Source organism: Sphingomonas suaedae (assembly GCF_007833215.1).
Lineage (GTDB): Bacteria > Pseudomonadota > Alphaproteobacteria > Sphingomonadales > Sphingomonadaceae > Sphingomonas > Sphingomonas suaedae.
Genome location: NZ_CP042239.1, coordinates 1 through 25,932 on the forward strand (window position 1 = coordinate 1; position 25,932 = coordinate 25,932).

Annotated in this window: 30 protein-coding genes and 1 tRNA gene; 17 read left to right on the plus strand and 14 right to left on the minus strand. The window is 65.3% G+C overall.

The genetic code is table 11. From position 1 onward, the window contains the following. Positions 1 to 227 precede the first annotated feature (227 nt). A complete protein-coding gene (dnaA, locus tag FPZ54_RS00005) occupies positions 228 to 1,601 on the plus strand; it encodes a chromosomal replication initiator protein DnaA (protein WP_145844065.1) in 1,374 nt (457 codons plus the stop codon). A gap of 220 nt (positions 1,602 to 1,821) precedes the next feature. Here dnaA and aroB read toward each other — a convergent pair whose 3' ends face one another. Further along, a complete protein-coding gene (gene aroB, locus FPZ54_RS00010) occupies positions 1,822 to 2,922 on the minus strand; it encodes a 3-dehydroquinate synthase (protein ID WP_145844067.1) in 1,101 nt (366 codons plus the stop codon). Continuing rightward, positions 2,919 to 3,458 (minus strand): shikimate kinase, encoded by a 540-nt coding sequence (locus FPZ54_RS00015; protein WP_145844069.1) that lies wholly within the window; start codon positions 3,456 to 3,458, stop codon positions 2,919 to 2,921. Before FPZ54_RS00015 ends, aroB begins: the two co-directional genes overlap by 4 nt. An 80-nt stretch (positions 3,459 to 3,538) precedes the next feature. Between FPZ54_RS00015 and FPZ54_RS19690 the strand changes: the two genes are divergently transcribed. From FPZ54_RS19690 to FPZ54_RS00030, 4 genes are read left to right on the plus strand one after another with little or no spacing between them, the layout of a single operon-like run. After that, on the plus strand, positions 3,539 to 3,676 hold the full coding sequence (locus FPZ54_RS19690) for a hypothetical protein (protein WP_186456851.1): 138 nt from the start codon (positions 3,539 to 3,541) through the stop codon (positions 3,674 to 3,676). Further along, a complete protein-coding gene (locus FPZ54_RS00020; RefSeq protein WP_145844070.1) occupies positions 3,657 to 5,465 on the plus strand; it encodes a hypothetical protein in 1,809 nt (602 codons plus the stop codon). Before FPZ54_RS19690 ends, FPZ54_RS00020 begins: the two co-directional genes overlap by 20 nt. Then, the gene (locus FPZ54_RS00025) at positions 5,462 to 6,403 is read left to right on the plus strand and encodes a tyrosine-type recombinase/integrase (protein WP_277872303.1); all 942 of its coding nucleotides are present in this window, start codon (positions 5,462 to 5,464) and stop codon (positions 6,401 to 6,403) included. The genes FPZ54_RS00020 and FPZ54_RS00025 overlap by 4 nt, the downstream gene beginning before the upstream one ends. 9 nt (positions 6,404 to 6,412) lie before the next feature. Further along, complete coding sequence (locus FPZ54_RS00030) at positions 6,413 to 7,360, plus strand: acetyl-CoA carboxylase carboxyltransferase subunit alpha (RefSeq protein WP_145844071.1); 948 nt, start codon at positions 6,413 to 6,415, stop codon at positions 7,358 to 7,360. A gap of 305 nt (positions 7,361 to 7,665) precedes the next feature. On the opposite strand, the gene FPZ54_RS00035 is transcribed toward FPZ54_RS00030, so the two are convergent. Both FPZ54_RS00035 and FPZ54_RS00040 read right to left on the minus strand, forming a co-directional pair. Continuing rightward, the gene (locus FPZ54_RS00035; protein ID WP_066665303.1) at positions 7,666 to 7,833 is read right to left on the minus strand and encodes a Flp family type IVb pilin; all 168 of its coding nucleotides are present in this window, start codon (positions 7,831 to 7,833) and stop codon (positions 7,666 to 7,668) included. Between the two features lie 129 nt (positions 7,834 to 7,962). After that, positions 7,963 to 8,145 carry a Flp family type IVb pilin gene (locus FPZ54_RS00040; RefSeq protein WP_145844072.1) on the minus strand — a complete coding sequence of 61 codons (183 nt, stop codon included), beginning with the start codon at positions 8,143 to 8,145 and terminating at the stop codon, positions 7,963 to 7,965. Positions 8,146 to 8,199: 54 nt separating this feature from the next. On the opposite strand from FPZ54_RS00040, the gene FPZ54_RS00045 reads away from it, so the two are divergent. Beyond that, positions 8,200 to 8,628 carry a (deoxy)nucleoside triphosphate pyrophosphohydrolase gene (locus tag FPZ54_RS00045; RefSeq protein WP_186456852.1) on the plus strand — a complete coding sequence of 143 codons (429 nt, stop codon included), beginning with the start codon at positions 8,200 to 8,202 and terminating at the stop codon, positions 8,626 to 8,628. Here FPZ54_RS00045 and FPZ54_RS00050 read toward each other — a convergent pair. The 3 genes from FPZ54_RS00050 to FPZ54_RS00060 all read right to left on the minus strand — a co-directional run bounded on the left by FPZ54_RS00050 (position 8,625) and on the right by FPZ54_RS00060 (position 10,926). Continuing rightward, the gene (locus FPZ54_RS00050; protein ID WP_145844073.1) at positions 8,625 to 9,608 is read right to left on the minus strand and encodes a TerC family protein; all 984 of its coding nucleotides are present in this window, start codon (positions 9,606 to 9,608) and stop codon (positions 8,625 to 8,627) included. The two genes, FPZ54_RS00045 and FPZ54_RS00050, sit on opposite strands and share 4 nt — an antisense overlap. A gap of 110 nt (positions 9,609 to 9,718) precedes the next feature. After that, the gene (locus FPZ54_RS00055) at positions 9,719 to 9,889 is read right to left on the minus strand and encodes a DUF465 domain-containing protein (protein WP_422396551.1); all 171 of its coding nucleotides are present in this window, start codon (positions 9,887 to 9,889) and stop codon (positions 9,719 to 9,721) included. A 188-nt stretch (positions 9,890 to 10,077) separates the two neighbouring features. After that, positions 10,078 to 10,926 (minus strand): methyltransferase domain-containing protein, encoded by an 849-nt coding sequence (locus FPZ54_RS00060; protein ID WP_239019649.1) that lies wholly within the window; start codon positions 10,924 to 10,926, stop codon positions 10,078 to 10,080. Positions 10,927 to 10,936: 10 nt separating this feature from the next. Between FPZ54_RS00060 and FPZ54_RS00065 the strand changes: the two genes are divergently transcribed. The 5 genes from FPZ54_RS00065 (at position 10,937) to FPZ54_RS00085 (ending at position 13,363) form a co-directional block, all read left to right on the plus strand. Continuing rightward, positions 10,937 to 11,701, plus strand: coding sequence for a ComF family protein (locus tag FPZ54_RS00065; protein WP_422396552.1), 765 nt, complete (start codon positions 10,937 to 10,939; stop codon positions 11,699 to 11,701). Positions 11,702 to 11,732: 31 nt separating this feature from the next. Next, positions 11,733 to 11,990, plus strand: coding sequence for a glutaredoxin 3 (gene grxC, locus FPZ54_RS00070; protein ID WP_145844078.1), 258 nt, complete (start codon positions 11,733 to 11,735; stop codon positions 11,988 to 11,990). Further along, a complete protein-coding gene (locus tag FPZ54_RS00075; protein ID WP_145844080.1) occupies positions 11,987 to 12,808 on the plus strand; it encodes a carbon-nitrogen hydrolase family protein in 822 nt (273 codons plus the stop codon). Before grxC ends, FPZ54_RS00075 begins: the two co-directional genes overlap by 4 nt. After that, positions 12,805 to 13,239, plus strand: a complete 435-nt coding sequence (locus tag FPZ54_RS00080) for a DUF1178 family protein (RefSeq protein ID WP_145844081.1) — start codon at positions 12,805 to 12,807, stop codon at positions 13,237 to 13,239. The genes FPZ54_RS00075 and FPZ54_RS00080 overlap by 4 nt, the downstream gene beginning before the upstream one ends. 47 nt (positions 13,240 to 13,286) lie before the next feature. Further along, positions 13,287 to 13,363: transfer RNA gene (locus FPZ54_RS00085), tRNA-Arg, on the plus strand. Between the two features lie 133 nt (positions 13,364 to 13,496). On the opposite strand, the gene FPZ54_RS00090 is transcribed toward FPZ54_RS00085, so the two are convergent. Then, positions 13,497 to 13,880, minus strand: a complete 384-nt coding sequence (locus FPZ54_RS00090; protein WP_145844083.1) for a hypothetical protein — start codon at positions 13,878 to 13,880, stop codon at positions 13,497 to 13,499. 24 nt (positions 13,881 to 13,904) lie between these two features. Then, the gene (locus FPZ54_RS00095) at positions 13,905 to 14,819 is read right to left on the minus strand and encodes an SDR family oxidoreductase (protein WP_145844085.1); all 915 of its coding nucleotides are present in this window, start codon (positions 14,817 to 14,819) and stop codon (positions 13,905 to 13,907) included. A gap of 78 nt (positions 14,820 to 14,897) precedes the next feature. On the opposite strand from FPZ54_RS00095, the gene FPZ54_RS00100 reads away from it, so the two are divergent. After that, complete coding sequence (locus FPZ54_RS00100) at positions 14,898 to 15,497, plus strand: TetR/AcrR family transcriptional regulator (RefSeq protein ID WP_145844086.1); 600 nt, start codon at positions 14,898 to 14,900, stop codon at positions 15,495 to 15,497. A gap of 5 nt (positions 15,498 to 15,502) precedes the next feature. Here the strand turns inward: FPZ54_RS00100 and FPZ54_RS00105 are convergent, their stop codons facing one another. The 4 genes from FPZ54_RS00105 to FPZ54_RS00120 all read right to left on the minus strand — a co-directional run bounded on the left by FPZ54_RS00105 (position 15,503) and on the right by FPZ54_RS00120 (position 19,962). Next, entirely contained in the window at positions 15,503 to 16,525 is a 1,023-nt protein-coding gene (locus FPZ54_RS00105; RefSeq protein ID WP_145844088.1) for a sensor histidine kinase, read from the minus strand. A 114-nt stretch (positions 16,526 to 16,639) separates the two neighbouring features. Beyond that, positions 16,640 to 16,909: an SWIB/MDM2 domain-containing protein gene (locus FPZ54_RS00110; protein ID WP_145844090.1), complete on the minus strand. Its 270-nt coding sequence runs from the start codon at positions 16,907 to 16,909 to the stop codon at positions 16,640 to 16,642. Positions 16,910 to 16,949: 40 nt separating this feature from the next. Continuing rightward, positions 16,950 to 17,348 carry a hypervirulence associated TUDOR domain-containing protein gene (locus FPZ54_RS20380; RefSeq protein ID WP_338419535.1) on the minus strand — a complete coding sequence of 133 codons (399 nt, stop codon included), beginning with the start codon at positions 17,346 to 17,348 and terminating at the stop codon, positions 16,950 to 16,952. Next, complete coding sequence (locus FPZ54_RS00120) at positions 17,290 to 19,962, minus strand: TonB-dependent receptor (protein ID WP_145844093.1); 2,673 nt, start codon at positions 19,960 to 19,962, stop codon at positions 17,290 to 17,292. The genes FPZ54_RS20380 and FPZ54_RS00120 overlap by 59 nt, the downstream gene beginning before the upstream one ends. Before the next feature lie 265 nt (positions 19,963 to 20,227). On the opposite strand from FPZ54_RS00120, the gene folE reads away from it, so the two are divergent. The 5 genes from folE (at position 20,228) to secA (ending at position 25,140) form a co-directional block, all read left to right on the plus strand. After that, positions 20,228 to 20,812 (plus strand): GTP cyclohydrolase I FolE, encoded by a 585-nt coding sequence (gene folE, locus FPZ54_RS00125; RefSeq protein WP_239019835.1) that lies wholly within the window; start codon positions 20,228 to 20,230, stop codon positions 20,810 to 20,812. Positions 20,813 to 20,817: 5 nt separating this feature from the next. Next, complete coding sequence (locus FPZ54_RS00130) at positions 20,818 to 21,567, plus strand: SDR family oxidoreductase (RefSeq protein ID WP_145844095.1); 750 nt, start codon at positions 20,818 to 20,820, stop codon at positions 21,565 to 21,567. Beyond that, positions 21,560 to 21,919: a dihydroneopterin aldolase gene (locus tag FPZ54_RS00135; protein ID WP_145844096.1), complete on the plus strand. Its 360-nt coding sequence runs from the start codon at positions 21,560 to 21,562 to the stop codon at positions 21,917 to 21,919. Before FPZ54_RS00130 ends, FPZ54_RS00135 begins: the two co-directional genes overlap by 8 nt. Before the next feature lie 103 nt (positions 21,920 to 22,022). After that, positions 22,023 to 22,292: a hypothetical protein gene (locus FPZ54_RS00140; protein ID WP_145844097.1), complete on the plus strand. Its 270-nt coding sequence runs from the start codon at positions 22,023 to 22,025 to the stop codon at positions 22,290 to 22,292. 106 nt (positions 22,293 to 22,398) lie between these two features. Next, on the plus strand, positions 22,399 to 25,140 hold the full coding sequence (secA, locus tag FPZ54_RS00145) for a preprotein translocase subunit SecA (RefSeq protein WP_145844099.1): 2,742 nt from the start codon (positions 22,399 to 22,401) through the stop codon (positions 25,138 to 25,140). A gap of 93 nt (positions 25,141 to 25,233) precedes the next feature. Here the strand turns inward: secA and FPZ54_RS00150 are convergent, their stop codons facing one another. After that, a complete protein-coding gene (locus FPZ54_RS00150) occupies positions 25,234 to 25,815 on the minus strand; it encodes a CC0125/CC1285 family lipoprotein (RefSeq protein ID WP_145844100.1) in 582 nt (193 codons plus the stop codon). Positions 25,816 to 25,932: the final 117 nt, after the last annotated feature.

Here is a 25,932-nt window from a genome sequence, read left to right on the forward strand (position 1 = left end):
TTTACATGCTTGCTCTTGATCGACTCGAAAAATCGTCCCTAAAACGGACCTCCGCCACGGCGTTTCTGCCCGGCGGAATCAGCGAAGGTACCGTTGCGACGCGGATGCGATTCCGCCGACGGGATCCTTTTGCCTGAGCGAAACTCGCGTGCGGAAGGGGTCGCTTTCCGCGCTGGGAGAGTGTTGCCCGCGCGCGGGCCGGATGACTTTGAAGGGGGCGAGGACGGATGGATCAAGCGACGGCCTGGACACGAGTACGCGGCAATTTGCGGCTCTCTGCGGGCCAGCGCCTGTTCGACCAGTGGCTGAAGCCGATCGTCCTTATCCCTGGCGAGGATGCCGATACCGTCCGCCTCGGCCTGCCCTCCGCCTTCATGACCAACTGGGTCAAGAATCACTATGCCGACCGGCTGGTGATGGAATTCCGCTCGCAGCTGCCCGGCGTTCGGACCGTCTCGATCGAGACGGTCGACGCCCGCGCAACCCGCGAACTTGCCGCCGATACCCCTGCGGCTTCGGCGGCAACGCCCGCCTCGCCCTCGGCCCAGGCCGGAGCGAGCGTCGGAGCGTCCGAGCGTCCGCGGTTCGATTCGCGCTTCACCTTCGACCGGTTCGTGGTGGATACCAGCAACCGCGTTGCCTTCAACGCCGCGCGCGCGCTGGCCGAGCCGGGCAAGCCGCGTTTCAGCCCGCTCTACCTTCACAGCATGACCGGGCAGGGCAAGACCCACCTCATGCACGCGATCGGCCATGCCTTTCTCGAAGCCTGTCCGGATGCGACCGCGATCTACATGCCCGCCGAACGGTTCATGTTCGAGTTCGTCCGCGCCGTGCGCGAGAAGGATACGTTCAGCTTCAAGGCGCGGCTGCGCGGGGTCGATCTGCTGATGATCGACGATCTCCAGTTCATCGCGGGCAAGGAGTCGACCCAGGAGGAATTCTTTCACACGGTCGATGAGTTCATGCGCGAAGGAAAGCGCCTGGTCATCGCTGCCGACCGCAGCCCGCTTGCGCTCGAAGGGATCGAGACGCGGCTCGCCTCGCGGCTGGGATCGGGGCTTGCCGCCGACATCAAGCCCGCCGAACTCGGCCTGCGCCGCGCGATCCTCGACCGCAAGCTTGAGGATATGCCAGGCGCCATGGTGCCGGGGGCGGTGCTCGACCTGCTCGCGGCGCGGATCAGTTCGTCGGTGCGCGAACTGGAAGGGGCGCTCAACCGCCTCGTCGCCTATGCGCAGCTCAATAACGCCGAAGCGGTGACGATCGAATTCGCCGAAAGCGTGCTGGGCGAGGCTCTGCGCGGTGGCCAGCGCCGGGTGACGATCGACGAGATTCAGAAGGCCGTTTCGTCGCATTTCGACGTCAAACAGCTCGATCTGGTATCGCAGCGTCGCGCCGTCGCGATCGCCCGTCCGCGCCAGATCGCGATGTATCTCGCCAAGCGGCTGACCACGCGCTCGCTTCCCGAGATCGGTCGCAAATTCGGCAATCGCGACCATTCTACCGTCATCCACGCCGTCCGTCGCATCGAGGAACTGCGCGGCACCGACAGCGAGATCGACGGCGCGGTCCGCAGCCTGATGCGGCAGCTCGAAGCCTGAAGATCGCATCTCCCCGCGGGGGGATGCGGGGTGGGGGGATTCCCCCCCGAATCACATATCCTCCACCCCATTTTGTGGCGGCTGACCAAAGCAAAAGCGTCGCGCGCGTTCGAAACGCCCCCGATCCGTTTGCCCTGAGCCTGTCGAAGGGCCGCAAGCGAAACGCCGGTTGGAAATCGCCCTTCGACAGGCTCAGGGCAAACCGAAGTTAGGAAATCCGTTAGCGCGGCAGTTCGTCCAGGAACGACGCCACGTCGGCCAGATCGACCTGCTTGTCCAAATAGGTCTGCCCGATTCCGCGTGCGAGCAGGAAGGGGAGGGTGCCTGCGTCCATCTTCTTGTCGTGCAGCATATGCTCCACCAGCCGTGCCCCGCTCGCGGCGATCCCGGCGCTAGCCAGGTCGAACGGCAGCCCGCTCGCCCGCAGATGTGCCGCGACCCGCTCGGCATCCTGCCCCGGACACAGGCCGCGCCGCGCCGAATAGGCAAAGGCAAGCGCCATGCCCGCCGCAACGCCTTCGCCATGCAGCAGCCGGTCGGAAAAGCCGGTTTCCGCCTCCAGCGCATGGCCGAAGGTGTGGCCAAGGTTGAGCAACGCACGCTTGCCGGTGGTCTCGCGCTCATCCTCCGCGACGATCCGCGCCTTGGCGCCGACCGAATGGGCGATGGCATAGGCGCGCGCCGACGAATCGCCGGACAGCAGCGCGAGGCCATTGCCCTCACACCATTCGAAAAATCCGAGATCGTCGATCAGGCCGTATTTGACGACTTCCGCATAACCGGCGCGCTGCTCGCGCAGCGGAAGCGTGTCGAGCAAATCCGGGTCGATCAGCACCAGCGAAGGCTGATGAAACGCCCCGATCAGATTCTTGCCCGCGCGGCTGTTGATCGCGGTCTTGCCGCCGACCGAGCTGTCGACCTGCGCCAGCAACGTCGTCGGCATCTGTACGAAGTTGCAGCCGCGCTTGAGGATCGCGGTGGCGAAGCCGACCAGATCGCCAATCACCCCGCCGCCCAGCGCGATGACATGGTCGCCGCGCTCGATCCCGCGCTCCAGCAGCGCGTCGGTGAGCGATTCGAGCTGTGCCCAGCTCTTGGTCGCTTCGCCTGCGGGCAGGACGATCGTGTCGCTGGCCAGTCCGGCAGCCGCGAGCGTCGCGGCGAGCCGTTCGGCATGGCGCGCGACATTGGTGTCGGTGACGATGACAAAGGGACGGTTGCGGGCGAGGGGGCCGAGATGCGCGGCGGCATCGTCCAGCAGCCCGGCCTTGATCCGCACCTCATAGCTGCGCGCACCCAGCGCGACCGGGACGATCTTCATCGGCCGATTGCCGTCAGGATCGCATTCACCGTCGTCTCGTGTGGCGCAGCCTTGCTGGCGATATGGATCGGCGCGAGCGCGTAGACGGGATTGCGCACGGCGGCGAGTTCGGTGAGCACCTTTAGCGGGTCCTTTCCACGCAATAACGGGCGATGGTCGCGCTTTGCGACCCGCTCCGCCAGGACTTCTGGGGGAGCGTCCAGCCAGATCGCGGTCGCCTGGTCAAGGATCAGGGCGCGGGTCGCGTCGTTCAGGAATGCGCCGCCTCCGGTCGCGATAATCTTGGGCGCGCCGTCGATCAGCCGCGCGATCACCCGCCGCTCGCCATCGCGGAAATGCGGTTCGCCGAACCGGTCGAAGATTTCGGCGACGGTCATCCCCGCCGCCGCCTCGATCTCCGCATCGGCATCGACAAAGGGGAGTTTGAGCCGCTGGGCTAGGCGACGCCCCACCGTGGTCTTGCCCACGCCCATCAGCCCGATCAGCACGATCGGGCGGGTAATCGGCTGGGCGAGAGATGGACGGGTTTGCAGCATGGTCGCGGGGGCTATACAGCGAGCATCGCGCTCGGGCAAAAGGCCCGTCGCCTGTGCAGCAAATGGTTTTGAGGGGGTCGATGTCCCGTTCGCTCGTCATCGTCGTGATTGTCGCTATCCTGTTGATCGGGGGGCTATTCTTCCTTGCAGGACGCGATACCGAAAAGCCGCCGGTGCGCGTCGAGAAGGTCGTTCCGCTTGACAATCTCTCGAACTAAGACGGCGCTCGCGGCAGTTCTGGCGGTCGCGGCCGGCGTGGGAATTCCCGCGCTGGCGCAGGATCGGCCCGAATCGCTGCTGCCACCGGGATTCGACGATCCGGTTCCCGCACCCGCACCCGCGCCTGCGCCCGCTCCGGCCCCTGCGCCGACTGCGGCGCCGGGGGCTGCTGTGCCGCCGCCCGCCGCGCCGGCCCCTTCTGCTGGCGAAGGCGTGGCGAATGAGAGCGCCGCGGCCGATACGGGGACAGAGACCGAACCCGGCGAGATCGATTATGCGGTGATCTCCCGCTACGAATTGCCCGATTTCGCCAAACGCTCGCTGGCGCAGGTGGGCCCGTCCTCGCCCGCCAGCGACGGATTGCCCGTCACCGCGTTCGGCAATGCGGACGGCGGCTTCCTTCAGACGCTGATGCGGCGGATGGACGCGCCGGTCGCATCGCGCTGGCTGTCGATCGCGCTGCGCCGGGCGCTGCTGTCGCGCGTGAATACGCCGCGCGGGCTGCACGGTGCCGATTTTGCCGCCGAACGCGCCTGGCTCCTGATCCGCATGGGTGAGGCGGATGCGGCGCGGGCGATGGTCCAGTCGGTCGATATCGCCAATTACACCCCCAAGATGTTCCAGGTCGCGATGCAGGCGATGCTCGCCACCGCTGATCCGGGTGGCCTGTGTCCAATGGTCGTCCCCGCGCTCGATACCGCGCCCGACCGCAATTGGCGGCTTGCCGAGGCAATCTGCGCGGGGCTGGACGGCGATCCGAGCAAGGCCGGGCCGCTGATCGATGCCAGCCGCCGCCGGATGGGCAACGCGATCGACGTGCTGCTCGCTGAAAAGCTGGTCGGGATGGGTGTGTCGGGGCGCCGCGCGGTGACTGTCGAATGGGACGCGGTCGATCGCATCAGCGCGTGGCGCTGGGGCCTCGCGGTCGCGTCTGGCACGGATATTCCGACGCGGTTGAACGACACCGCCGGTCCGCAGCTTCGCTATTGGCGAGCGACCGCCCCCGCACTTGCCCTGCGCGACCGTTCCGCAGCGGCCGAGGCGGCGGCGAGCCAGGGCGTGTTCTCGTCTCAGGCGCTCACCGATCTTTATGGCGAGATCGAAGCACTGGAGGATCCCTCCACTGCGGAAGTCGCGGTCGCCCGCGATCTGCGCGCCGCTTTCACTGCCGCCACCGCCGAGGAGCGGGTCGAGCGGATGCGGCAATTATGGGACGAGGCACAGGGGCCGCGCGCGACCTATAGCCGCCTGATCCTCACCGCGCGCGCGGCGGCCCGGCTCACGCCGTCCGAGGCACATCGCGCCGATGCCGACAGGCTGATCGCCTCGATGCTCAGCGCCGGTCTCGACCGTGCGGCGCTGCGCTGGAAGGAAATCGCCCCGCGCGGCAGCGATGGCTGGGGCATGTTGCTGCTCGCCGAACCCGCGCGTGCCGTCGCGGTCGGCGATGTCGAGGCGTATCGCAACAGCGCGGAGAGTAACAACGGCGCGATGCTGATCGCGGCAATGGCCGGGATGGGCCGCATCCCGGCGGGCGATGGCGAGCGGCTGATGCGCGCATCGGGCGTTGAATTCGATGCGGCCAATGCCTGGACTCGCGCCATCGCGCGCGCGGCCGATGCGAACCAGCCCGGAACGGTCGTGCTGCTGGCGGCGACGGGGATGCAGAGCCGGGTGTGGGAAGGCGTCTCGCCCGAGGCGCTGTACCATATCACCCGCGCTCTGACGCAGGTGGGACTCGACGGCTATGCGCGGATGATCGCCGTCGAGGCGATCACACGGCTTTGACCGCGATCGCTCCCGGCGACGACGGGGCGCTGATCGAACGCTTTCTGGAGATGCTCGCGGCCGAGGCTGGCGCCGCGCCCAACACGCTCGCCGCCTATGGTGCGGACCTGCGGCTTGCCTCCCAGACGCTGGACGGCGCGCTGGCGGGTGCGGACCGGGCGGCGATCGAGCGGCTGGGGGAGGGGTGGCGCGACCTCTCGCGCGCGACGGTCGCGCGCAAATCGGCGGCGCTGCGGCGCTTCTTCGCCTTTCTGCTCGACGAAGGGTTTCGTGCCGACGATCCCGGCGGGGCGTTGCCGCGACCCGGTAGCGGGCGCGGACTTCCGAAAACGCTTTCGGGCCGCGACGTCGAGGCGATCTTCGCCGCGATCCAGGCGCGGATCGACCGGGTGCCGCCCGATCCGCGCGACCTTAGACTACTCGCGCTGATCGAACTGCTCTACGGCTCGGGCCTGCGCGCGACCGAGCTGGTCTCCCTTCCGCGCGGCGCCGTCCAGCCCGACAAGCCCTATCTGATCCTGCGCGGCAAGGGCGGCAAGGAGCGGCTCGTCCCGTTGTCCGACCGCGCGCGTGCGGCGGTGGCCGCATGGCGCGCGCATGTCGATCCGGCACGGCCTTGGCTGTTCCCCTCGGGCAAGGGGCATTTGAGCCGTATCCGCCTCTACCAGATGGTCCGGGCGATCGCTGCCGAAGCCGGCATTCCGCCCGACCGGATCAGCCCGCACGTGCTGCGCCACGCCTTCGCGACGCATCTGCTCGAAGGCGGCGCCGATCTGCGCGCGCTTCAAGCGATGCTGGGCCATGCCGATATCGCCACGACCGAAATCTACACCCATGTCGACAGCGCGCGGCTGGTCCAGCTGGTCAACGAACGCCATCCACTCGCCGACGCAGCGGCATCGCTTCGCCGCGTTGACGCGAAGCGCGGCGGGGCATAGGTGCGCGCGATGGCCAGTTTTCTTGAATTCGAAAAGCCGATCGCGGAGCTTCAGGCGCGAATCGATGAGCTGCGCGATACCGCCGCAGGCGGCGAGGTGGATATCGAGGCCGAGGTCGGCCGCCTTCAGGCCAAGTCCGACCGTTTCCTCAAGGATGCCTACGCCAAACTGACCCCGTGGCAGAAGACGCTGGTCGCGCGTCATCCGGAGCGACCGCATTTCAAGCATTATGTCGCGCGGCTGATCGACGATTTCATGCCGCTGGGCGGCGACCGCGCCTTTGCCGACGATCAGGCGATCCAGGGCGGCCTTGGCCGGTTCCGCGGTCGGCGGGTGATGGTTATCGGCCATGAAAAGGGCGACGACACCGCCAGCCGCCTGCGCCACAATTTCGGCATGGGCAAGCCCGAGGGCTATCGCAAGGCGATCCGGCTGGTCGAACTGGCCGACAAATTCGGCATCCCCGTGGTGACTCTGGTCGATACCTCCGGCGCGTTTCCAGGCATGGAGGCCGAAGAGCGCGGCCAGGCCGAAGCGATCGCCCGCTCGACCGAGGCGTGTCTCAATCTGGGCGTGCCGATGGTCGCGTCGATTCTGGGCGAGGGTGGCTCCGGCGGCGCGGTCGCGCTGGCGGCGGGCAACCGCGTGCTGATGATGGAGCACGCCGTCTATTCGGTGATCTCGCCCGAGGGGTGTGCCTCGATCCTGTGGCGCACCGCCGACAAGGCCGCCGACGCCGCCGAAGCGATGAAGGTGACCGCACAGCATCTCAAGGAACTCGGCGTGATCGACACGATTGTTCCCGAACCGCTGGGCGGTGCGCATCGCGACCATGCGGCGGCGATCGACGCACTGGGCGATGCGATCGAGTCGGCGCTCGAGGATCTGTCGGGCCAGAGCGCAACCGCGCTGCGGCAGTCGCGCCGCGCCAAATTCCTCGCGATGGGCCGGGCTTGATATCCATTCCTCCCCTGCGCAGCAGGGGAGGGGGACCGCTCGCGAAGCGAGTGGTGGAGGGGGCGTAGCCGCGAACAGTGATATGCCGGGGGCATATCGCAGCAGCGGAGCCGGCGTGCAAAGCAAGCCGTTGGCCGTAGAGGGCGGAATTTTGCCGAGCTGTTCACGGCCGTCCGCGCGGCCGCCCCTCCACCACCGCCTTCGGCGGCGGTCCCCCTCCCCCGAGCAAGCTCAGGGGAGGAACAGAAAAAAGGCGGCGGACCGATGGTCCGCCGCCCCCTGTTCACTTGTCGGAATAAAGGGTCTTACGACGCCTTCATGTTCGACGAAACGTTGGTGAAGGTGGTCTTGAGCTGGTTGCCCAGGCCCTGCATCGCGGCGATGGCTGCGACGGCGATGAGCGCGGCGATCAGGCCGTACTCGATGGCGGTGGCACCCTTTTTGTTGCCGAAAATCTTGCGGATCGTGTTCATACCGGTCTCCATGCAATTTGACGCTTCATTTCCCGGCTGCCCCCGGGAGAACCCGGTTCCAGCAAGGCCGAAACTAAGTGACGGAAGTTAACAAAGACCTTAGGCGCGACCGGGTGAGGCCCGTAATATTCAACGGGCGGTCTGGACCTTGTTGCTGACATTGTTCCACATGCCGGTGGTGCCGCTGGCGAGTTCGCCAAGCGCAGCGATCATGACGAGGACGATGAGCGCGAGGATGAAGCCATATTCGACCGCCGTCGCGCCGCGCGAGCAGCGTAACAGGCGGGCCGATAATGACTTTAATGGTCGCACGGTGCGGCCTCTCCAATGAGTGCTGACGGAATCTAGGGAAACAAGATTAACGAAATGCTGAAAACGCGCCCTGCATCGTTGGAGAATGGATTGTTGCTGGTCGTTGCGGCGGCGCTGGTCGATGGCGACGGTCGCGTGCTGGTGCAGCAACGCCCGCCCGGCAAGCCGATGGCGGGACTATGGGAGTTTCCCGGCGGCAAGGTCGATCCGGGCGAACTGCCCGAAACCGCCTTGTGCCGCGAACTGGAGGAGGAACTCGGCATCTCGGTCGAGCAGGCGTGTCTCGCCCCCGCGACCTTCGCCAGCGAGGCGCTGGGCGAGCGGCATCTGCTCCTCTTGCTCTATGCGCTCCGCAAATGGAGCGGGGTCCCCCAGGCGCGGCACGCTACCGCGCTGCGCTGGGTTCGCCCGCTCGAATTGCACCGCCTCGACATGCCGCCGGCGGACAAGCCGCTGATCGGATTGCTGGAGGCGCTGATCTAGCTTGCGTGCGCCACCTGCTGGTCGCGGGTGCGCCACAGCGAATAGGCGATGCCGGTGGCGAGGATCGCCACGGTGATCCCGAGCGATGCAAGCGGTGGGATCTTCGCCAGCCCCAGCGCATCGGCGACGAAGATTTTCGATCCGATGAACACCAGCAGCACGGCGAGCGCATATTTGAGATAGTGAAACCGCTCGACCAGCGCCGAAAGCGCGAAATAGAGCGCGCGCAGCCCCAGGATCGCGAAAATGTTCGACGTGTAGACGATGAACGGATCGGTGGTGATGGCAAAGATCGCCGGCACCGAATCGACCGCGAACACCAGATCGGCAAACTCGATCATCACCAGCGCCAGAAACAGCGGCGTGGCATGGCGCACCATAGCCCCGGTTCGCGGATCTGCTTCCCGCACGAAAAACGCCGATCCGCGCAGCCCTTCGGTCACCCGCATGTGCCGCCGCAACCAGCGCAGCAGTGGCGAGCCCGAAACGTCATAGGGCGTATCGACCATCCGCCACATCTTGATACCGGTGAAAATCAGGAAGGCGGCGAAAATATACAGAACCCATCCGAATTCGGACACGATCGTCGCGCCCACGCCGATCATGATCGCGCGCAGCACGATGACGCCCAATATGCCCCAGAACAGCACCCGGTGCTGATACTGACGCGGGACGGCGAAATAGGTGAAGATCATCGCGATGACGAAGACATTGTCCATCGCCAGGCTCTTTTCGACCACGAATCCGGTGACGTAATTGACCGCTGCGGTCTGCCCGAGCTGCCACCAGACAAAGCCGCTGAACGCCAGCCCCAGAACGATATAGAAAGCCGAAAGCAACAGGCTCTCGCGCACCCCGATTTCGCGTTGCTTGCGATGCAGGACGCCCAGGTCGAGCGCGAGGAGGACGGCGACGAGGCCCATAAAGGCGAGCCACATCCACACCGGCTTGCCCAGCCAGAGGTAAGTCAGAAATTCCATTGAAGTCAGCCCCTTTCGGATCGCGCAGCACGCGCGTCGAAGGGCGGCCCGACATCATGCGCGATTCGCATCGCGCACCAGAGGGGCCCGGGCCGCCGCGATTGGTTGGATCAGTTGCCGGTTGCGAGTTCGCGCTTCCAATGCCCGGCGAGGCGGTCCTTGACCGCCAGCTTCAGCTTTTTCAGCCGCAGCAGGCGGAACCCGTCGGGATTGCGACGCCGTGCCTCGCGCCGAATCTCCTCGTCCAGCTTCCGGTGGACGACGCTCAGACGGCACAACATGCCACTCATCATAATGCCTCCTGTCGATGTGAAATCGATCGGATGGCCGTCAGCAGGTGGAAACGGTCACGATAAGCCCAGCCTGCATCGGATCATCCGATGCGGTCCGACATCACGATCATGTCGATCGCCAGAGGGGCCCGGTCCGCGCGGCTAACATCGGGCCGGACGGCGTCTGCGTCAAGAGGTCAGGATTTCGGCCGAAGCGCATCCGTCAACGATGTTGTCGCCGATCCGCGCCGCGCGGGTTTCGGCTGCGACGGATCGGGCGCCCAACCGGTCACGAAGATCGCGTCGAACCGCTCGGCGGTGCGTCCCTCCGCGTCGGCGCGCGCGGCGAATCGCTCCGCTGCCCGCGCCACCGTCTCGCGGCGCAGCGGTGCGGGGTCAGGTAACAGGCTGGTCGCCCCCATCCCCCGCAGATCGCGGATCAGGTCGAACAGGCTGGCATAGCGGACGTTCAGCGTCTCGACATCGGCGACCGGCAGCGCGAAGCCCGCGCGCACCAGCAGATCGCCGGCGGAGCGCACATCGACCTGAGGGTGGATGCGGGCGGCCGGGCGATCGGCCTCGGCCTCCAGCATCACGCTGCGCAGCGTCGACAGCGTCGATCCGCCCAGAAACGCACCGATGAACAACCCGTCGGGACGCAGTGAGCGCCGGATCAGCGCGAGCGCGCCGGGCAGGTCGTTGACGCTGTCGAGTACGCCTGCCGAGACGACCAGGTCATAGGCGCCTTCGGGCGAATGGGGCCGATCCTCCTGGGCTTGAACCCCGCCTGCCAGGGCAGCGAAGCGCGCGCCTGCATCGACCCGCGTGACCCGCGCGCCGGGGGGCGGAACGAATGCACCGTCGAAACAGCCAAGATCCAGCGCATCGTGAAACTCGCGCCGCACCGCGTCGAGCCGCTCGCCAATCCCCTCCAGCATCCATGCGCGGATGAAGTCGAACCCCGCAAAGCCGGGCGCTGCGCGGTCGCGGTGCAGGCGCCGCCGGTTGCGGTCGAAGATATCGGGCGGGGAAGCTGGGGAGGACACGCGGCGGCTTGTGCCGCGTCGGCGCGCGCGCGACAAGCATCGCGTGGGACTGCGCGAACCTTTGCTGGGGCTGATCGGGCTGGCGCTTCCGCCCCGCTGCCCCGGGTGCGGGGCGGTGGTGGACGCCGACCATCGCTTCTGTGCACCCTGCTGGAGCGGGCTGACGATGATCGCGCCGCCCTGGTGCGCGGCGTGCAACCTGCCGTTCGATCATGACCGGGGGGAGGGGGCGCTGTGCGGGCCGTGCCTCGCCCATCCGCCCGCGCATGACGGGGTGCGTGCCGCCGTGGCCTATGGCCCGACCGCGAGTGCGCTTGCGTTGCGCCTGAAATATGGCGGGCGTACTGCCAATGCGCAGACGGCGGCGCGGCTGATGGTGCGGCTGATGCCCGACGATGCCGAACTGCTGGTGCCGGTGCCGCTGCATCGCTGGCGCATCTGGGGGAGGGGCTATAATCAGGCGCTACTGATCGCGCGGGCACTGGCGCGCATTTCCGGCGTGCCGGTGGCACCCGATCTGCTGCGCCGGGTTAAATCGACCCCGGTGCTGCGCGGCCTTGGCGGGCGGGGCCGGGCAAAGGCGGTTGCAGGCGCGTTCGCGCTGGCGCCCGGTGTTGCGGCGCAACTGCAGGGCCGACGCATCGTGCTGATCGACGATGTCTTCACCAGCGGTGCGACCGCCAATGCCTGTGTCCGCATATTGAAGCGCGCGGGCGCGGCCAAAGTGACGATCCTGTGCTGGGCGCGGGTGATCCCGGGGGAAGACCCGGATTGACAAGCGGGGTCGGCATACGCACCTCGGGAATATGGCGAAAATCGAAATCTATACCAAGGCATTTTGCGGCTATTGCGCGCGGGCCAAGGCGCTGCTCGACAGCAAGGGCGCCGATTACGAGGAATTCGACCTGACGATGGGCGGGCCGAAGCGGCAGGAGATGATCCAGCGCGCAAACGGCAGGACCACTGTGCCGCAGATTTTCATCGACGGCGCGCATATCGGCGGGTCGGACGATCTGATGGCGCTGGAGCGCGACGGCAGGCTGGATCCGCTGCTCGGCCGATGAAGGCCGCGGTCCTTCAGATGACGAGCGGGATCGACCCGCGCGCCAATGCCGAGACCCTTGTCCAGGGGGTGGCGGATGCGGCGGCGGGCGGCGCGGCGATGCTGTTCACCCCGGAAATGTCCGGCCTGCTCGATCGCGACCGCAAGCGCGCCTCGGCGTCGGTGGTCGCAGAGGCCGACGACCCCGTGCTCGCTGCGGTCCGCGAGGCTGCGGCGGCATACGGCCTCTGGGTGCATCTCGGCTCGCTGGCCTTGCGGGGCGAAGAGGGGCGGTTCGTCAATCGCGGCTTCGTGATCGATGGTTCGGGCGCGATCCGCGCGCGCTACGACAAGATCCATCTGTTCGACGTCGATCTGCCCAGCGGTGAGCGCTGGCGCGAATCCGATGCCTATGCGCCGGGGGACCGCGCGGTGGTGGTCGAAACCCCGCTCGGCACGCTCGGTCTGTCGATCTGCTACGATCTGCGCTTTCCCGATCTCTATCGCGCGCTGACCGATGCCGGTGCGACGCTGCTCGCGGTTCCTGCCGCTTTCACGCGTCCGACCGGTGCCGCGCACTGGCATGTGTTGCTCCGCGCCCGGGCGATCGAGGCGGGGGTGCATGTCATCGCTGCCGCGCAGACCGGCACCCATGAGGACGGTCGCGCCACTTATGGCCGCAGCCTCGCGATCGATCCATGGGGGGAAATCCTGCTCGACATGGGCGAGGATGCGGGGCTCGGTTTTGTCGACATCGATCCGGCGCGGGTCGCGGATGTCCGATCGCGCGTTCCGGCGATCGCCCATCGCCGCGCGGTTCCGCCGGTGGAGGCCGCATGATCGTCTTCGACCTCAAATGCGGCGCCGATCACGTGTTCGAGGCCTGGTTCGGATCGAGCGCGGACTATGAGGACCAGCGCACCCGCAACTTGCTCGCCTGCCCGATCTGCGGCGATGCGGAGATCGGCAAGGCGGTGATGGCCCCCAATGTCGCCGCCAAGGGCAACCGCGCAGCCGCGTCGACGAAGGCAGAACCCGATCCCAAGGCGGTCATGGCCGCGCTTGCCGCCGCTCAGGCGAAGATGCTCGAAGGTTCGCAATGGGTCGGCATGACCTTTGCCGAAAAGGCACGCGCGATGCATCTTGGAGAGGCGGCGCACGCCCCGATCCACGGCCAGGCGAGCATCGCCGAGGCCAAGGCGCTGATCGACGAGGGGGTGCCCGTCGCGCCGCTTCCCCTGCCGGTGGTGCCGCCCGACCGGTGCAATTGATCGCACGATTGACCGCGCCGCCACCGCCGCTTAACCGTCGCGGCCACGTCCCGGTAGCTCAGCAGGATAGAGCAACGGTTTCCTAAACCGCAGGTCGGAGGTTCGAGTCCTCTCCGGGACACCATCTACCCGTGTCCTTTAGAGTCGGTTTCAGCTTCGCTGAATTGCGGTGCCGGCCCGCTCCCCCACCCGGCCACCCACTTCAGGGTATCTTTGATGGGTGGCCGGGTGGGGGAGCGGGCCGGTGCCGCAATCGTTCAGCTGCGCTGAACCAAACTCCAGCGCGGACGCGCTACCCAGCAGGCGAGGACGAGGACGCAGAAGATGCCCGCCATAATCGTCGGCTGACGATAGTCGATAAAGACCCAGGCGATCGCGAACCATGCGATCCCTGCGCCAGCGGACACCAGCAGAAATCCGGTACCAACGACGTGTGGTGCCCGGACGACCACCACCAGCGCCAGCGCGCCGAACGCGACCTGGCCCAGCGCGAACGCCGAATGCAGTCCGTAATAGAGGGTGGTTTCACGCCCCGGAGGATGGCGTCCCTGAAATGCGTGCGAGAGGACATCGATGCTGAAATGCGCGGTGCCGCTGAGCACGAACCAACCGAAGGCGGTGTAGGTCAGATAACGGTACATTGTGATTTCTCCCTCAGTCCGGTTTCAGCGCAGCGCGACGTCGGCCAGCGCTTCGGATTGCTCCCACAGCCGGGTTGCGGTCGCGCGATCCAGCGCCTGCGCCGGGATATCGGCCGATGCCGGATGGCCGCGCGTCTCCCAAAACCGGTCCGGACCGTAATAGTGGCCACGCTTCGCCGAGGGCGAGGTCGCCGCAAACAGCGTCGGCAACGCCCCCTGGCTTACAGGTTGGAACAGGAACCAAAGCAGCGATCGCGTCACGCCCATCACGCTGCGCGAACCCGGCCCGTTGTGGAGCAGATCGGTGCGCGCGATCCCCGGATGCGCGGCGATACTTGCGATCCCCCAGTCATCAGCATCGCTGCGGCGCTGAAGCTCGAACGCGAACATCAGACAGGCGAGCTTAGACTGACTATATGCCCGCATCGGATCATAGTCCGTCTCGGCGTTCAGATTGGTGAAGTCGATCCGGCCGCGACGCGCTGCGATGCTGGAGAGGGAGACGACGCGTGGCGTCTTCCCCTCGCGTAGCAGCGGAAGCAGATGCGCCGTCAACGCGAAATGGCCGAGATAATTGGTAGCGAACTGAAGTTCGAACCCGTCGATCGTCTCGATGCGCCTGGGGGGCACCATCACGCCGGCGTTGTTGATCAGCAGATCGAGCGCTGTGCCGCGATCGCAGAGCCGCGCTCCGAACTCCGCGACCGAATTCAGGTCGGCAAGGTCGAGCTGCTCAAACCGGATACGCGCCGCCGGAATCGCGTGACGAATCTGCGCGATGGCCTGCTCCCCTTTGGCCGAATAGCGGCCCGCCAGGATGACGTCAGCACCCGCGCGTGCGAGTTCGAGGGCATCGACGAAGCCCAGTCCTCCCGTCCCGGTGACGATCGCGGTGCGACCCTGTTGCGAGGGGATGTCGTGCGCGGTCCATTTCGTCATGATGCTGCCTTTCCAAAGAATCGCACTTGGTGTAAATTATTTATCGCATCAAGTGCAATATTACACTAGGGGAAATTTGTGGCAGGCGGTGATCGTGCAACAGCGGCGGGTGGACTGCGTGAGCGCAAGCGCCGCGAGACCGCGCAGCGGATCGCGGACGTGGCGCTGCGCTTGTTTCTCGCGGACGGGTATGAGGCGACGACGCTGGATGCGATTGCCGAAGAGGCGGGCATCTCGCGTCGCACCTTTTTCTATTATTACAAGTCGAAGGACGACATCCTGATTTCGATGCAGTCGGGGATGGGGGAGGCGATCGCGGCTGGACTATCCGATGAGCCCGAAGCCAAGCGTCCGATCCAAGCGATTCGCGATATCGTGTTGCGGCTGAGCGCCGGCTATCCCGCCGACGAGATGATCGCGATCGACCGGCTGATGCGATCCAGCGAGGCCGTGATGGCGCGTAAACAGGCCAGCTATGTCGAGCATGAGCGGACGGTCTTTGCCGCGTTGCGGGAGAAATGGCCCGATCCGGATCGGGAGGCGTCGCTTCGGGTCGTCGCCATGCTGGCGATCGGGTGCGTCCGGCTTGGACTTGAAGCGTTCAACCGCGACGAAGGCAGTCGGCCGGTCGGCGACTATCTGCGCGAGGCGTTCGATGCTGTCGACCACGGTCTATGAGCGAACTAGGCATCCGATAGCGGGATGCGCAGCGTCGCCACGGCGCCTCCCCGCACGCCGCGTTCCAGCGTGAAGCTCCCTTCGAGCTGCTCGGCCAGCGTGCGGGCGATGCGCAGGCCCAGGCTGGTTGCGGTCGCTGCGTCGAACCCGTCGGGCGGGCCAGCGCCATCATCGGCGACGCTCAGCGTGAGCGCCGCGTCCATCTCGTGCATCGTAACCGTGATGCATCCTTCTGCGCGTTCGGCAAATCCGTGCTCGATCGCATTGGCGATGCTTTCTGCGAGGATCAGTGCCAGCGGAATCGCGGATCCGGACGGCAGCTCAAGTCCCGGCGCGACATGGACTTTCCAGTCGATGCCCGGCCGTCCCGCGGTTTCGATCAGATCGCGGGTCAGATCCGGCAACAGCCGGTCGGGCGCGAGGGGGGCGCCGCTGGTGTCGTAGAGCTGGCGCTGGATGCGGCCGATCGTCTGGAGCTTGCCCGCCGCATCCGAGAGTGCCTGACGCGCCGCCGGGTCCGTGACGCCCCGTCGCTGGAGCGACAGGACCGCGCCGACCATCTGGAGATTGTTCGAAACCCGATGCTGCAACTCGCTGAACAGCAACTGGCTGTGCGCGACCAGCTTCTCGCTGCGCGCGCGCTCGCGCCGCAATTGCTCGTTGCCGCGCTGCATCCAGTCGATCAGCAGGATATCGACCGCAACGACCGCGACGTAGAAGGCGAGCGTTATCGAGGTGCCGCGGTTGATCGCGAAGCTGTGGAACGGCGGGATAAAGAAATACCAGGCGAGCACGCCGCACAGGATAGCGGCGAAGAGTCCCGCCCTTCGGCCGAACAGGAAGGCCGACACGACGACCGCCGGGAAAAAGGTAAGATAGGGAAATCCCTGGGGAAAGGCCGGATCGAGTGCCCAGCGCGCCCACCAGGCGATTCCGCTGAGCAGGATCGCGACGCCATAGCCCGTCAACGGCCTGTCGACGGCGAGCGGAAGGCGTTCCAGAAATGGCCGTTCGTTACGCTTCACCATCGTCTCCGTTGCGCCGAACTCTCCCCGGCGGGATGCTGCTGATAACGAAAGCCCCCGAAACCAGTGGCTTCGGGGGCTCCCGCTGTCCGAACCGGTCGAAAGCCGACCGGTGGATTACTTGACGTGCTTGGCGATGTGCTTGTTCAGTTCGAACATCGTCGCCTTGTCGCCGCCGAAGATGGGCTTCAGCTTGTCGTCCGCCAGAATCTCGCGCTTGTTGGCGGGGTTCTGAAGGTTGTTCTTCTTGATGTGGTCCCACATCTTGCTGACGATCTCGCTGCGCGGCAGCGGACCGGCGCCGACGACCGCCGCGAGCTCGGGCGAGGGGGTGACGGGCTTCGCGATGCCGCCACGGGCGCCGCCGGATGCCTTCTTTTCCGCCATTCTTTTCTTCTCCTCTTTGAGCCGACAACCCGATGTCGGCTCAGATCTTGGTCAGCGCCGACGGCTCGTACGATGCCTTGCCACCGTTGTCGCTCGTGACGATGTACTGCGGTTCTTCGCGGGATGCACGTATTTGATGCCCTTTCATAGGGGTAACCGACGTTTGTTTGTGGAGAACTCTGTCCGTTGTGGTCCCTCCGGACGCCTTTGGCCGCGCGTGGGGGACCGATTCAACCGCTTCGCCATGCCGATTCTCTTGCATCGCCGATCCGTCGCGCCGCCCGGACTCAGGGGATCGATCGAAAAGGGCGCGCCCGGTATCCCGAACGCGCCCATCGTCGAGGGAAGGGACCGGCGGGCCCCCTGTGCGGCTCACACGGTCAGAAGGCGACCTTCGCCCGCACGCCGTAGAAGCGCGGCAGGCCCGGATAGGCGGCATAGTTGCCGGTCTGCTCCGGCACCGCAAAGCCGGTGATATGATAATATTGGTTGGTCAGGTTCTCGACATAGAATTCGAGGCTCTTCTTGCGGTCTTCGGTCTGGATGCCGATCCGCGCCGAGATCAGCGGATAGCCCGGATTGTAGAGCGCAGTCCGACCGGTTACCGGATCGGGGTTGCTCGACGGGATATTCACCTCGCTATTGTAGCGCATGTCGACGTGGACGAGGCCGCGGATGTTTCTGGTCAGCGCCGGCGTCCAGGTGGTCGCTACCGTCACCGTATGCTCGGGCTGATTGTTGAGCTGACGCCCTTCCTGCCCTTGCAGCGGAGTCCCCGTGAAATTGTTGTCGGCATCATATTTCGCGTCGATGTAGCTGTAGCCGAGGCGAACCGTGAAGTCGCGAACCGGCTGAATGATCGACTCCAGTTCCACGCCCTTGCTGGTCGTGCTGTCGACATTCTGGACGACGAAATTGTTGCCGCTGAACACCAGCGACTGAAGATCGCTGAATTTCTGGTAGAAGCCCGCAATGTTGAAGGTGAAGGCGCGGCCCCACTGGGTCTTCAGCCCGATTTCGAACGCGTCGACCGATTCCGATCCGAAGGCGAGGTCGCTGCCCTGCGCCCCGTTGCCGCCCAGCAGCACGCTGTCGAACGTCGCCTGATCCAGGTTGTAGCCGCCCGACTTGTAGCCACGGTCATAGCCGCCATAGAGCAGGACATCCGGCGTGATCTTGTACGCCAGCTTGGCGGTACCGGTGATCTTGCTCTCGTCCTGATCGTGCGAATAGCTACCGTTGAACTCGTTGTTGAGCGCCGGGTTGCACGACAGCAGGAACAGGTTGTTGAACAAGCCGATTTGCCGAAGGACATTGGCATAGGCGTTGGCGGCAGGATCGCCCGCGCGCACCTGATCGAAGAAGGCGCAGCTGCCGGTGTTGTTGTTGATCGTCGCGCTCAGATCCTTCTTCTCATAGTTCCAGCGCGCACCCAGCGTCAGCGACAATTTGTCGCTGATGTTGATGATGTTGTGCGTGAACAGCGCGAAGGCATTGGTCTTGACGCGGAAATCGTCATTATTGTTGCCCTGTCCAGCGGTGGCGCCGGGGAGCGGGCTTGCGGCGAGCGCGGCGAGGCCCGGGATCGGCGCGGTCGGGAATCCGGGGATCGGACAGATCCCGGCCGGTGCACCCACCGCCTGTGTGCGGAAACAGGCGACCAGAGGCGCCAGCGTGTTGCCGTACACAGCCTGGATCGCCGGATAGGAGTTCGGCACCGCCGGGTTCAGGAACACCGCGCCCGGCGTCGGAACCGTGGGGCCGAGCGAGCCATAGAATTGCACTGAGCCGCCGAAGGACGGCCCCGCCAGCGCGTTGAAGATCGAATCGACATAGAGGTTGGCGTCATTGCCGACGCGCACCGTGTCGCGCAGATCATTGGTTTCATTGAGGTAGAAGCCACCGACCAGCCAGTCGAGCGCGCCGCCGAACGCCGAGCCCTGGAACCGGATTTCCTGCGTGAAATCGACCAGCCGATTGCGATAATCCTCGCGATAGGCGCGATCGACGCCGGAAAAGTCGATGTCCTGATTCCGCAGCGCCCGCCAGTTGCGATAGGCGGTGATCGAGGTGAACTTGATGTCGCCCAGTTCGGCGTTGATCTCGCCGGAAATGCCCCAGTCGCGCACCTTTTCCGAGAAATCGCGGTTGGGGGAGGCGGCCATGCGGCGTTCTGACGGATCGCCGGTGTACAGCCCGTCGCGACCCTGCGCCCCCGCAATCCCCTCGATCAGGGGCGCGAACGAGCCGCGCACGACGCTGAGCGCGCCGCAACATTGTTCGTCGGTCTCGTAATAATCGCCGATGAGGCGGAACGAGAAGGTCGCGGTGTCGTACAGCGCCTGTGCGCGGGCATACCAGCGGTTGACGTCGTTGAACGCACGGTCGCTGTTGACGTCCTCGATATAGCCGTCGCGCTTGCGATAGCCGCCGTCGAGGCGCAGCGCGAGCTGCTCACTGACCGGGCCGGTGATCGCGCCCTTCAGCTCCAGCGCATTGTAATTGCCATAGCTGGCTTCGGCATAGCCACCCAGATCGAAGGACGGCTGGGCGGTGAAGATCGACAGCGCGCCCGCCGATGTGTTGCGGCCGAACAGCGTCCCTTGCGGACCGCGCAGGACTTCGACGCGCTCCAGTTCGGGCAGTTCCGAAACCGCGACGCCGGCACGCGCGCGGAACACGCCGTCGATGAACACGCCGACCGCCGGTTCGAAGCCCGGATTGTCGCCTGCGGTTGTGATACCGCGGATATAGAGGGTGGTGCCGGTGGCCGAGGACTGACCGGTCGAGCTTTGCAGCGACGGGGCGAGCTGTTCGAGGCCGCGAAGATCGTTGACCCCGGCATTCTCGAGCAGATCGGCGGGAACCGCGGTCACCGCGATCGGCACGTCCTGCACCGTTTCGTTACGACGGGTCGCGGTGATGACGACTTCATTGGCGGACTGGTAGCTTTCGTCCTCCGCCGCGGCGGCGGCGGGTGCGTCCTGCGCGAACGCGGGCGTCGCCGCGATCAGGGCGAGGGCGGACGCGGAAAATAGCTGGATCTTGCGCATCAAACTCTCCTCTCTGGGTATGCCGCGGCTGCGCCGTCGGAAACCATTCTTGTTGTTATTAGGCACAAGCTACGCTCGCCCGAATCCTTACGTCAACGTCAAATCACGCTATGAATCCCGCGGAAATGCTTGCTATTTCTCGTTCCGAGACCGCTTGTTGCGCATTGGCAACACAGTCAGACGCGCTTGCCGTAGCGTCAAACGATAGGATAGGGGCCGGGCCAGGATGAGTTGCCAAAATCACGACGAACCCGATGACGGCGACATGGTCGCCGCTCCGCCAAAGATTCCGGTGCCCGAAGAGGTCGCCGATGCCGTGCGGACCTTGCTTCGCTGGGCCGGCGACGACCCGAGTCGCGAGGGGCTGATCGACACGCCCAAGCGCGTCGCGCGCGCCTGGCGGGAATATTGCCAGGGCTATGACGAGGATCCGGCCCATCATTTGTCCCGGGTATTCGAGGAAGTGGGCGGTTATGACGAGATCGTCCTGCTCAAGGACATCCCCTTCCAGTCGCATTGCGAACATCACATGGCGCCGATCATCGGCAAGGCATCGATCGCGTATCTTCCCGAAAACCACGTCGTCGGCATCTCGAAGCTGGCACGCGTGCTGCACGGCTTCGCGCGGCGGCTCCAGGTTCAGGAACGGCTGACCGCGCAGGTCGCCGACTGTATCTGGGAGCATCTGAAGCCGCGCGGCGTCGCGGTGGTGATCGACGCGACCCATGCCTGCATGACCGCGCGCGGGGTCCGCACGCCGGGCGTCGGCATGGTCACCAGTCGGATGATGGGGACCTTCCGCGAGGACGAACGCAGCCGCAAGGAAGTCCTGGCGCTGATGGGCTATTGAGCGCGATGCGCATTCTCGTCACCGGCGGCGCGCGGCGGATCGGGGCGGCGATCGTCCGCCATCTTGTCGCCGGCGGGCATCGGGTGGCGGTGCACCATCATGATTCGCAGGAGGAGGCGGAGGCGCTGGCGGCAGAACTCGGCGTCGCGCTGGTCACCGCCGACCTTGCCGACCCGGTTGCGACGCACGGCCTGATCGCAGCGGGCGCTCAGGCTCTGGGCGGCCCGGTCGAGGGGCTGGTCAACAATGCCTCGCTCTTCGCCTGGGATACGCTGCCGCTCGCCGATTATGCCGGACTCGATCGGCATATGCACGTCAATCTCGGTGCTCCGTTGCTGCTCGCCTCGGCGCTCGCCGCGCAGGCGGATCTGAAACAGGGCGCGGTGGTCAATCTGCTCGACCAGAAGCTTGCCAATCCCAATCCCGATTTCCTCACCTACACGCTGAGCAAGGCGGGGCTTGCGGAGGCGACGACGCTCCTCGCGATGAAGCTCGCGCCGCGTATCCGGGTGAATGCGGTGTCACCCGGCCTTACGCTGCCCAGCCTCGACCAAGACGACGCGGAGTTCGCCCGCGTCGCGACCGCCAACCTCCTCCAACGGCGTATCGATCTCGACGAGATCGCCGCGACGGTCGCCCATCTGCTCATCGCGCGCAGCATCACGGGCCAGAATATATTCGTCGATAGCGGACAGCGCTTCGTAAAGCGCGATGGTGATGTGATGTTCGATGGCCGAGACCGCCCCGATGGCTGATTATACGATCCGCCTCGACGGCCTGGTGGTCGAGATCGGCCTAGGCATTCACGACTATGAGCGTGCCGCGCCACAGCGGGTGGAATTGAGCGTCGCGATGCGCTGCGTCTATGAGGGCGTGCCGTCGGACAGGATCGAGGCGGTGGTCGATTACGACTATCTGCGCACGGGCATCCACGCGCTCGCCCGCGAGCGGCATATCGAATTGCAGGAGACGCTGTGCGAAGCGGTCGCCGCGCTCGCCCTCGCCGCCGATCCGCGCATCGCGGAGGTGCGCGTCCGATCGATGAAGCTCGACGTCTATCCGGATGCGCGCGTCGGGTGCGAGGTGGTGCGGAGACGAGAAGACTGAAGCTTCGACTCTTTAACACTTGGACGAAGCGCTCCCAACCCCTATGTCCGCACGGCCCGTCGTTTCAGTGCCGGGCACACTGGGGACCCGTACGGAAATTCGCGTGCAATTGCTGCTCTTCCTCTCCGCGCTTCTCGCGAGCTTGACCGGTGCATTTGCCGGCGACCGCGACCTGCGCGCGATGCAGCAGGGCCGTGAACCGTCGATCACTCGCACCGCCGATGTTGCGGTCGAAATGGTGGCAAGCGTTGCGAAGACCATCGCGATCCGCCCCCCCGTCACGCGCGCTGCGCCGGTCGCGAGCGGTTTCGCGCTGTTCGATGAACCGGCCGGGCGTCCTGCCCGCCTGACCAGCGAGCGCCGGCTGGAATAGCCGCGCGCGCCGCCGCGTCTGCGGTCGGCACCCATTTCGCACGCATATCGTTCTGCGCTCGTGACACGGGCGCGCACCCCGCAATTTCATATGACTGGAATCCATCATGTTCGGCGGTTTGGCCAAATCCCTGTTCGGTTCGTCCAACGACCGGTACGTCAAAGGCCTTGGGGCCATTGTCCAGAAAATCAACGGCTTCGAGCCGACGATGCAAGCGCTGTCCGACGCGGATCTTGCCGCGCAGACGGTCAAGTATCGCGAACGGCTCGCCAATGGCGAAAAGCTCGACGCGATCCTTCCCGAAGCCTTTGCGACCGTGCGTGAGGCCTCGCGCCGCGTGCTCGGTATGCGCCATTTCGACGTCCAGATGATCGGCGGCATCGTCCTCCATCGCGGCGAGATCGCGGAGATGCGGACGGGCGAGGGCAAGACGCTTGTCGCGACGCTCGCCACCTATCTCAACGCGCTGCCGGGCAAGGGCGTGCATGTCATCACCGTCAACGACTATCTCGCCCGCCGCGATGCCGAGTGGATGGGGCAGATCTACCGCTTCCTCGGCCTGACCGTCGGCGTGATTGTCCCGAACCTCGCCGATCATCAGCGCCGCGAGGCTTATGCCTCGGACATCACTTATGGCACGAACAACGAATTCGGCTTCGACTATCTGCGCGACAATATGAAATATGACCGCGCGTCGATGGTCCAGCGCCCGTTCGCGATGGCGATCGTCGATGAGGTCGACTCCGTCCTGATCGACGAGGCGCGCACCCCGCTCATCATCTCAGGCCCTACCGACGACAAGTCTGAGCTCTATATCGGCGTCGATGCGGTGGTGAAGCAGTTCGACGAAAGCCTGTATGAGAAGGACGAGAAGCAGAAAAACGTCGTCCTGACCGAGGATGGGATCGAGACGGCCGAGCGGATGCTGGAAGCGGCAGGGCTGCTTCAGGGCGCCAACCTCTATGATTTCGAGAATACTCAGGTGGTCCACCACCTCAATCAGGCGCTGCGCGCGAACATCCTGTTCAAGCGCGACACGGATTACATCGTCAAGGACGGCAAGGTCGTCATCATCGACGAATTCACCGGCCGCATGATGGACGGCCGCCGCTGGTCCGACGGCCTGCACCAGGCGGTCGAGGCGAAGGAAGGCGTGACGATCGAGCCGGAGAACCAGACGCTTGCCAGCATCACATTCCAGAATTATTTCCGCATGTATCCCAAGCTGTCGGGCATGACCGGCACCGCGGCGACCGAGGCGCCCGAATTCTTCGACATCTACAAGATGAACGTCGTCACCATCCCGACCAACGTGCCGGTCAAGCGGGTCGATCAGGAGGATGAGTTCTACAAGACCCTCCAGGACAAGTTCATCGCCATCGCCCGCGCGATCAAGGAACATGCAGCGAAGGGCCAGCCGGTGCTTGTCGGCACCGTCTCGATCGAGAAATCCGAACTGCTGTCCGACTATCTCACCAAGGAGGGCGTCGATCACTCGGTGCTCAACGCCCGCTTCCATGAGCAGGAAGCGCATATCGTGGCGCAAGCCGGACGCCTCGGCGCGGTTACCATCGCCACCAACATGGCAGGCCGCGGCACCGACATCCAGCTGGGCGGCAACCTCGAATTTCGCGTCGAGGCCGAACTGGCCGAAATGCCCGAGGGTCCCGACCGCGACGCCGCGATCGAGCAGATCAAGGCTGAGATCGCCGCCGAGAAACAGCGTGTGCTCGAAGCCGGCGGCCTGTTCGTGCTGGGCACCGAACGCCATGAAAGCCGCCGCATCGACAACCAGCTGCGCGGTCGCGCGGGGCGTCAGGGCGACCCCGGCCTGTCGCGCTTCTACCTCAGCCTCGACGATGATCTGCTGCGTATTTTCGGCCCGGACACGCTGTTCGCGAAGATGATGCGCAACAACATCGCCGATGGCGAGGCGATCGGCAGCAAATGGCTGACCAAGGCGATCGAGACGGCGCAGAAAAAGGTCGAGGCGCGCAACTACGACATCCGCAAGCAGGTCGTCGAATATGACGACGTGATGAACGACCAGCGCAAGGTGATCTACGAACAGCGCTCCGACATCATGGACGCCGATACCGTCGGCGACGTGGTCGAGGATATGCGCGCAGAGGCCGTCAACGATATTGTCGGCCAGGCCTGCCCTCCCGAAAGCTATCCCGAACAATGGGATATCGAGGGCCTCAAGGCGCGCGCGCACGAAATGCTGGGCGTCGAGGCGCCGGTCGAGGAATGGATCGCGGCGCAGGACGGTCTCGAGCCCGAGGATGTCGAGAAGCGCATTCTCGACCTTGCGACGGCCCGTGTGACCGCCAAGTCCGACGAGCTCGATCCGGAAACCTGGATGCAGATCGAAAAATCGATCCTGCTCCAGAATCTCGACCACCACTGGAAGGAGCATCTCTCGATGCTCGATGCGTTGCGCCAGGTGGTCCACCTGCGCGCCTATGCGCAAAAGACACCGATCAACGAATATAAGCAGGAAGCGTTCGCGATGTTCGAGCGGATGCTGATCGCGATCCGCGAGGATGTCACCCGCACGATCGCCTGGGCCGAATTCCAGATGGCGCCGCCACCCGAACTTCCCGAACTGCCGGATTTCCTGACGACGCATATCGATGCGTTGACCGGCCTCGACAACAGCGCGGACTGGGACGCGGGCGCGGCCGGACTGATCTCGAACCAGTTGCCGCCGATGCAGATCCCGCGCCCGGCGGGTGAGGGACTGGGCGACGATCCGGCATCATGGGAAGGCCGCGTCAACCGCAACGCACCGTGTCCGTGCGGGTCGGGTCGCAAATACAAGCATTGCCACGGCGCGGCGGTCTGACGATCGCGACGTGGGACAAAAAGAAAGAGCCGCCCGGAACGACCGGGCGGCCCTTTTCATGTACGCTACCCGTTGCGGGGCAGGATCGGAACCTTATTGCGGGCGCGGCGGCGCGACCGACGGGCCCAGATTCTGGAGGACTTCGCGCGCATTGAATGCGCGGACATTGTCGGGCTTGGCGCCGCGTCCGATCACGATCTCGGCACTCGCCTCATAGCGATCGACGGTGCGGACATCGACCCGGCGGTCGAAGAATGGATCGCCGCCCCACGGGCTCCATGCGCGCCAGCCCCAACGTGGGCTGTAATAGCGCCATGATGGTCCCCAATAGCCATAGGGGCCGGGGCCGAACGGCTCGTCAATATAAGTCCGGCTTTTCTTCTCGGTATCGCGATCGGCGAGCACGAAATAGTCCGCGCCACGCTCAACGGTCAGCTGAGCGGAGCGATAAAGAAGATAGCGTTCGACCGTCTCACGCGAGGTCAGGCTGTTGCCCGAAAAAGTGACGCGGAAGCGGTCGGACTCGATCTGTTCGTCCCAATATCCGGTTCTGTACGATCCGGAACCGGTCGCGGGCTGATAGGGCGTCGGCGTCGCGCAGGACGCGAGCACGAAGGCCGATGCGAGGGCGAGCGCGATGCCCGCGACCCGCGGGCGGCGGGAGAGGCTGTGCATGATGTTCCTCCTAAGCACTTGTTTTGCGGCGAATCGTGCCGGTGATGCGGTTGTAACGAAGAACATAGGGCAAATGTCCCTATGCTGAACGAAGGGACAGGATTGCGCACGATAGTG

Coding starts and splice junctions, on each gene's coding strand:
- FPZ54_RS00130 (WP_145844095.1), top strand. CDS start 20,818: ATGCGCATTCTCGTCACCGGCGGCGCGCGGCGGATCGGGGCGGCGATC.
- FPZ54_RS00035 (WP_066665303.1), bottom strand. CDS start 7,833: ATGAACACGATCCGCAAGATTTTCGGCAACAAAAAGGGTGCCACCGCC.
- FPZ54_RS00105 (WP_145844088.1), bottom strand. CDS start 16,525: ATGGTGAAGCGTAACGAACGGCCATTTCTGGAACGCCTTCCGCTCGCC.
- aroB (WP_145844067.1), bottom strand. CDS start 2,922: ATGAAGATCGTCCCGGTCGCGCTGGGTGCGCGCAGCTATGAGGTGCGG.
- FPZ54_RS00045 (WP_186456852.1), top strand. CDS start 8,200: ATGCTGAAAACGCGCCCTGCATCGTTGGAGAATGGATTGTTGCTGGTC.
- FPZ54_RS00050 (WP_145844073.1), bottom strand. CDS start 9,608: ATGGAATTTCTGACTTACCTCTGGCTGGGCAAGCCGGTGTGGATGTGG.
- secA (WP_145844099.1), top strand. CDS start 22,399: ATGTTCGGCGGTTTGGCCAAATCCCTGTTCGGTTCGTCCAACGACCGG.
- FPZ54_RS00135 (WP_145844096.1), top strand. CDS start 21,560: ATGGCTGATTATACGATCCGCCTCGACGGCCTGGTGGTCGAGATCGGC.
- FPZ54_RS00110 (WP_145844090.1), bottom strand. CDS start 16,909: ATGGCGGAAAAGAAGGCATCCGGCGGCGCCCGTGGCGGCATCGCGAAG.
- FPZ54_RS00090 (WP_145844083.1), bottom strand. CDS start 13,880: ATGTACCGTTATCTGACCTACACCGCCTTCGGTTGGTTCGTGCTCAGC.
- folE (WP_239019835.1), top strand. CDS start 20,228: ATGGTCGCCGCTCCGCCAAAGATTCCGGTGCCCGAAGAGGTCGCCGAT.
- FPZ54_RS00030 (WP_145844071.1), top strand. CDS start 6,413: ATGGCCAGTTTTCTTGAATTCGAAAAGCCGATCGCGGAGCTTCAGGCG.
- dnaA (WP_145844065.1), top strand. CDS start 228: ATGGATCAAGCGACGGCCTGGACACGAGTACGCGGCAATTTGCGGCTC.
- FPZ54_RS00095 (WP_145844085.1), bottom strand. CDS start 14,819: ATGACGAAATGGACCGCGCACGACATCCCCTCGCAACAGGGTCGCACC.
- FPZ54_RS20380 (WP_338419535.1), bottom strand. CDS start 17,348: ATGCCGCCTATCCGGGCCTGCCGCGCTTCTACGGCGTGCGGGCGAAGG.
- FPZ54_RS00080 (WP_145844081.1), top strand. CDS start 12,805: ATGATCGTCTTCGACCTCAAATGCGGCGCCGATCACGTGTTCGAGGCC.
- FPZ54_RS00075 (WP_145844080.1), top strand. CDS start 11,987: ATGAAGGCCGCGGTCCTTCAGATGACGAGCGGGATCGACCCGCGCGCC.
- grxC (WP_145844078.1), top strand. CDS start 11,733: ATGGCGAAAATCGAAATCTATACCAAGGCATTTTGCGGCTATTGCGCG.
- FPZ54_RS19690 (WP_186456851.1), top strand. CDS start 3,539: ATGTCCCGTTCGCTCGTCATCGTCGTGATTGTCGCTATCCTGTTGATC.
- FPZ54_RS00055 (WP_422396551.1), bottom strand. CDS start 9,889: ATGTTGTGCCGTCTGAGCGTCGTCCACCGGAAGCTGGACGAGGAGATT.
- FPZ54_RS00150 (WP_145844100.1), bottom strand. CDS start 25,815: ATGCACAGCCTCTCCCGCCGCCCGCGGGTCGCGGGCATCGCGCTCGCC.
- FPZ54_RS00015 (WP_145844069.1), bottom strand. CDS start 3,458: ATGCTGCAAACCCGTCCATCTCTCGCCCAGCCGATTACCCGCCCGATC.
- FPZ54_RS00120 (WP_145844093.1), bottom strand. CDS start 19,962: ATGCGCAAGATCCAGCTATTTTCCGCGTCCGCCCTCGCCCTGATCGCG.